This window comes from Calidithermus terrae (genome assembly GCF_003574345.1).
In the GTDB taxonomy this organism is placed as follows: Bacteria; Deinococcota; Deinococci; order Deinococcales; family Thermaceae; genus Calidithermus; species Calidithermus chliarophilus.
Map to the genome: position 1 here is coordinate 1 of NZ_QXDL01000292.1, position 4,027 is coordinate 4,027.

The window sequence follows — 4,027 nt, forward strand, 5'->3', positions numbered from 1 at the left end:
GCGCGGTGCGGAGGAGCTCGAGCAGCTCGCTGCTGACGCGGCCCGGCAGGTTGCCCTCGCTGACCTGCTTGACCAGGCCCACCCCCCTGCCCCTGCTCTCCAACGTTGCGGCTGAGGGCGTTTCACGTTCAAAAAGGCAATCACCCGACCCAAAGACCCGCAGGGGCTATCTTTTCGGGCCCTAGAGCACCCCCTCCGGTCGGGTTGGTCCGCCGCCAGCCCGCGAGGCGGCTCCGGGTCAGTTACCGCCCACCCCGTAGCGCAGCAGCACCACCCCGGAGGTGAAGCGCCGGCTATCCAGCAGCCTCAGCGGGAGCGGGCGGCCGGTGCGCTCGAACAGCGGCACGCCGTCGCCCAGCAGCAGCGGGTTGACGAACAGCAGGTACTCGTCGACCAGGCCCAGGCCCTGGAGGCTGTGGGTCAGCCGGGGGCTGCCGAAGATCATCAGGTCGCCGCCGGGCTCGAGCTTGAGCCTTTCCACCTCTTCGCGGACGCGGTCTCTGACCAGCGTGGTGTTGTTCCAGGTCACGCCCTCGAGGGTTCTCGAGAAGACCACCTTGGGGACGTTCTCGATCCAGCGGGCGTGCTCGATCTCGTCGGGCGTGCTCGAGGGGTTAGCGGGCACCGTGGGCCAGTACCCCTCCATCATCCGGTAGGTCACCCGGCCATAGAGCGCGGCCCCTACCGAGCCCAGGTAACCCTTCGCGGCCCCCGCGACCTCCTCGTCCACGACGGCCCACTCCAGCTCTCCGTTCGGGCCCGCCACGAAACCGTCCAGCGAAACGTGCATGAAAGCGATAACCTTGCGCATCTCGAACCTCCTCGGGCGGATCAACCTCCGCCGGGCTTTTCCGGCTTTTCCCTCAATGGACCAATCGTTGATGACGTATCATGGCGTGATATTACGCTTTTGGCAGAATCAGCCGTCCGGGCACGACCACCTCCTTTACCTCGAGCAAGGTCACGAAGGGCCGAGGGTCAGGCGTTCGCGGGGGCGCGGGTCAGCTCGGCCTCGAGGGCGTCCAACAGTTCCCGGGTGCCCTGCTCGCGCAGCGCAGGGTTGTCGTAGCCGTCGAGGAAAGCGCCCTGCTCGGTGAGGGTCAGGCGGGTGCCCTTCCCCTCGGGGGTGAACTCCACGGTCGCCAGCGAGACCGAGATGCGGCGGCCGTCGAGGCGCATCTCGTAGGCATAGATAATGCGCCGGCCCGGCACGATGTCGTGGTAGCGGGCCTCGAAGGTGTGTACCGGGCCCTCCTTGGGGCCGCCGCGGTTGAACTCCCGCCCGCCGACGCGGAAGTCGAGCTCGAACGCGCTGTTCTCCCATTCCTCCGGCCCGGCGAACCAGCGGGCCTTGGCAGCAGGGTCGGCCCAGGCCCGGAAGACCCGCTCGGGCGGGGCGTCGTAGACGCGCTCGACGACGAAGGTGGCGTGTGTGACGGAATGCTGGCTCATGACTTCCTCCTCGGGGCTTTCCTCCTGGCGGGGGGCGCGGGATCGCCCTCCCCGGCCCCCTGGGCGAGGAACTCGCCCAGCCGGTCCAGACGTCGCTCCCAGCTCTTCCGCCGCTCGCCGATCCACTGCTCGACAGGCTGCAGCGCGGCGGGCTCGAGCTCGCAGGTCCGCACCCGCCCCACCTTCCGCGAGCGCACCAGGCCGCTGGCCTCGAGCACTTCGAGGTGCTGCACCGCCGCCGCCAGGGAGATCTCGAGCGGCCGGGCCAGCTCGCTGACCGAGGCCGGGCCGCGGCTGAGCTGCTCCACCATCGCCCGGCGGTTGGGGTCGGCCAGGGCCTGGAAGAGCCGGTCGAGCGCGCCATACTTAAGCATCAACTTAAGTATTACACCCGAAGCCCGCCCCCGTCAACCGCTCACGCCGGATCCGAAAGGGCAGCCTCACCTGACCGAGCGGGCCCACCTTCAGGGCTGGAGAAGCCGTCGCGGTGCTGCTTCCGGCTGCCGAACAGCTACTCCATGCACCGAACCCTCTCCCAGCTCGCCCGGCAGGTGGCCCCGGAGGGGCCGAGGGGTGGGAAGCGGCAGCCAACGCGGCCGCAGGGGCCCTGCTGACGCCTTGCCGGGGCCCCGAGCGGCAGGCCCAGACCCAAACCCGATTCGGTTGGCCCGTCACCGTTCGGCGGACCGACGCGAACGACGAAAGCGCTCCCGGAAGGCCGAGGCAGCCGGGGGCGGGGGCAGGGTGCGCCGCTCAGCCGCGCTCCCGGGCCAGGGTCGCCAGATGCTCTGGGGGCATGGGCCGGGCGAAGTGGTAGCCCTGGGCCAGGGCGCAGCCCTCCCGCCGCAGCCACTCGGCCTGCTCGGCGGTCTCCACCCCCTCGGCCACGCACTCCAGGCCCAGGCTCCCGGCCAGGGAAAGGATGCCCCGCAGCACGGCCTCGTCCTCGGGGTGGCGGCCGATCCCCCGCACGAAGCTGCGGTCGATCTTGAGGTGGTCGAGGGGGAAGGAGCGCAGGTAGGACAGCGAGGAGTAGCCGGTGCCGAAGTCGTCCACCGCCACCCGCACCCCCAGCTCCTTCAGCCGCTGCAGCACCGGCTGGGCGCTGCGGGGGTCGGCCAGGGTGCGCTCGGTGATCTCCAGCACCAGTTCCCCCGGGCGGACCCCGGACCGCTCGAGGCTCTCCCGCAGGAAGCGGGGGAGGCCGGGCTCCTGGAAGCTCTGCGCCGAGAGGTTGACGGCGACCCAGCCCGGCAGGGCGGCGGCCTCCCCCAGCGCCCGGCGCAGCACGTAGCGGTCCAGCTCGCGGATGAGCCCGCGCTCCTCGGCCAGAGGGATGAACACCTCAGGGGAGACGGCCCCCCGCGAGGGGTGCGGCCAGCGGGCCAGGGCCTCCGCCCCGGCGACCTGCCCGCTGCGCAGGTCCAGCACCGGCTGGTAGTGCAGCACCAGCCCGCCCTCCCCCAGCGCCTGCCGCAGCTCCCCCTCCAGGGCGACGCGCTCGCGGGCCCGGCGGGCGCCCTCAGGGTCGAACAGTGCCAGCCAGCAGCCCTCGGCCTGCGCCCGTTGGGCGGCGGCGTGGGCGGCCGAGAGCAGCTCCTCGAGGCCGGCCGCGTCCTTGGGGTAGAGGGCGACCCCGACGACCAGGCTCAGCCGCGCTGGGGCACCCCCACCCTCGAGCTCGAGGGGGGTGTCCAGCACGGCCTGCAACCGCCGGGCCAGGCGCAGGGCCCCGGTGAGGGCGGCGTTCTGCGCCACGAAGGCGAACTCGCCGCCGCCGCAGTACGCCAGCCAGTCCTGCCCGCGGGCGACCCGGCGCAGGCGCTCCGCCACGCCCCGCAGCAGCCCGTCGGCGCTGCGCTGGCCCAGGACGTCCTGCCACAGGGCCAGCTCCCCCAGCCTCAGCCACAGCGCCGCCACCCCCCAGCCCTGGCGGTGGGCGAGCGCGAGGATCTTGGCCCCGGCCTCGTGCAGGGCGGCGCGGTTGGGTAGGCCGGTGACCGGGTCGCGGTAGGTCAGGCGCTCGATGGTGCCCTGTAGCTGGCGCTGGGCGCTCAGGTCGCGCAGCACCACCTGGACGGCCTGCCGCTCGCCGTACCGCACCCGGGCCGCGGCAACCTCGGCCACCACCGGGGCGCCGTCGAGCCGGCACAGCGTCTCCTCGGCGAGCCCCACCTGGGGCCGGCCCTGCTCCAGGGCTGCGAGCCGCTGCCGCACCCGGGGCAGGTCCTCGGCGCCGACCAGGCTCAGCACCGGGCGGCCCACCAACTCCTCGGGGCGGCGGGCCCCCAGGACGCGGCCGGCCTCCGGGTTGGCGAAGAGGACACGCTCGCCGTCGTGCACCAGCACCCCCAGCGGGGCCGTCTCGACCAGGCTGCGGTAGCGCTCCTCGCTGGCCCTCAGCCGTTCCAGCAGCCCCCCCACCCAGCCGCTGGCGAAACCGAGCAGCAGCCCGACGTAGAAACCGGGCTGGCCGAAAACCAACGCCGGGTCGGATTCGCCGACCCGGCCGAACAGCCACAGGTGTAGCGGGAAGTTGAGCGCCCCCAGCGCGAGCCCGCCCCGGACCCCCAAC

At 72.7% G+C, this 4,027-nt stretch carries 4 protein-coding genes; all 4 read right to left on the minus strand.

Going from position 1 to position 4,027, the window contains the following annotated elements; genetic code table 11:
- Positions 1-238: 238 nt before the first annotated feature.
- A complete protein-coding gene (locus Mterra_RS19495) occupies positions 239-811 on the minus strand; it encodes a dihydrofolate reductase family protein (RefSeq protein ID WP_119316637.1) in 573 nt (190 codons plus the stop codon).
- 167 nt (positions 812-978) lie between these two features.
- On the minus strand, positions 979-1,452 hold the full coding sequence (locus tag Mterra_RS19500; protein WP_119316638.1) for an SRPBCC family protein: 474 nt from the start codon (positions 1,450-1,452) through the stop codon (positions 979-981).
- Positions 1,449-1,826 carry an ArsR/SmtB family transcription factor gene (locus Mterra_RS19505; RefSeq protein ID WP_119316639.1) on the minus strand — a complete coding sequence of 126 codons (378 nt, stop codon included), beginning with the start codon at positions 1,824-1,826 and terminating at the stop codon, positions 1,449-1,451. Before Mterra_RS19505 ends, Mterra_RS19500 begins: the two co-directional genes overlap by 4 nt.
- A gap of 379 nt (positions 1,827-2,205) precedes the next feature.
- The coding region (locus Mterra_RS19510) for a putative bifunctional diguanylate cyclase/phosphodiesterase (RefSeq protein WP_147372957.1) at positions 2,206-4,027 on the minus strand (1,822 nt) is incomplete at its 5' end.

Coding starts and splice junctions, on each gene's coding strand:
- Mterra_RS19495 (WP_119316637.1), bottom strand. CDS start 811: ATGCGCAAGGTTATCGCTTTCATGCACGTTTCGCTGGACGGTTTCGTG.
- Mterra_RS19500 (WP_119316638.1), bottom strand. CDS start 1,452: ATGAGCCAGCATTCCGTCACACACGCCACCTTCGTCGTCGAGCGCGTC.
- Mterra_RS19505 (WP_119316639.1), bottom strand. CDS start 1,826: ATGCTTAAGTATGGCGCGCTCGACCGGCTCTTCCAGGCCCTGGCCGAC.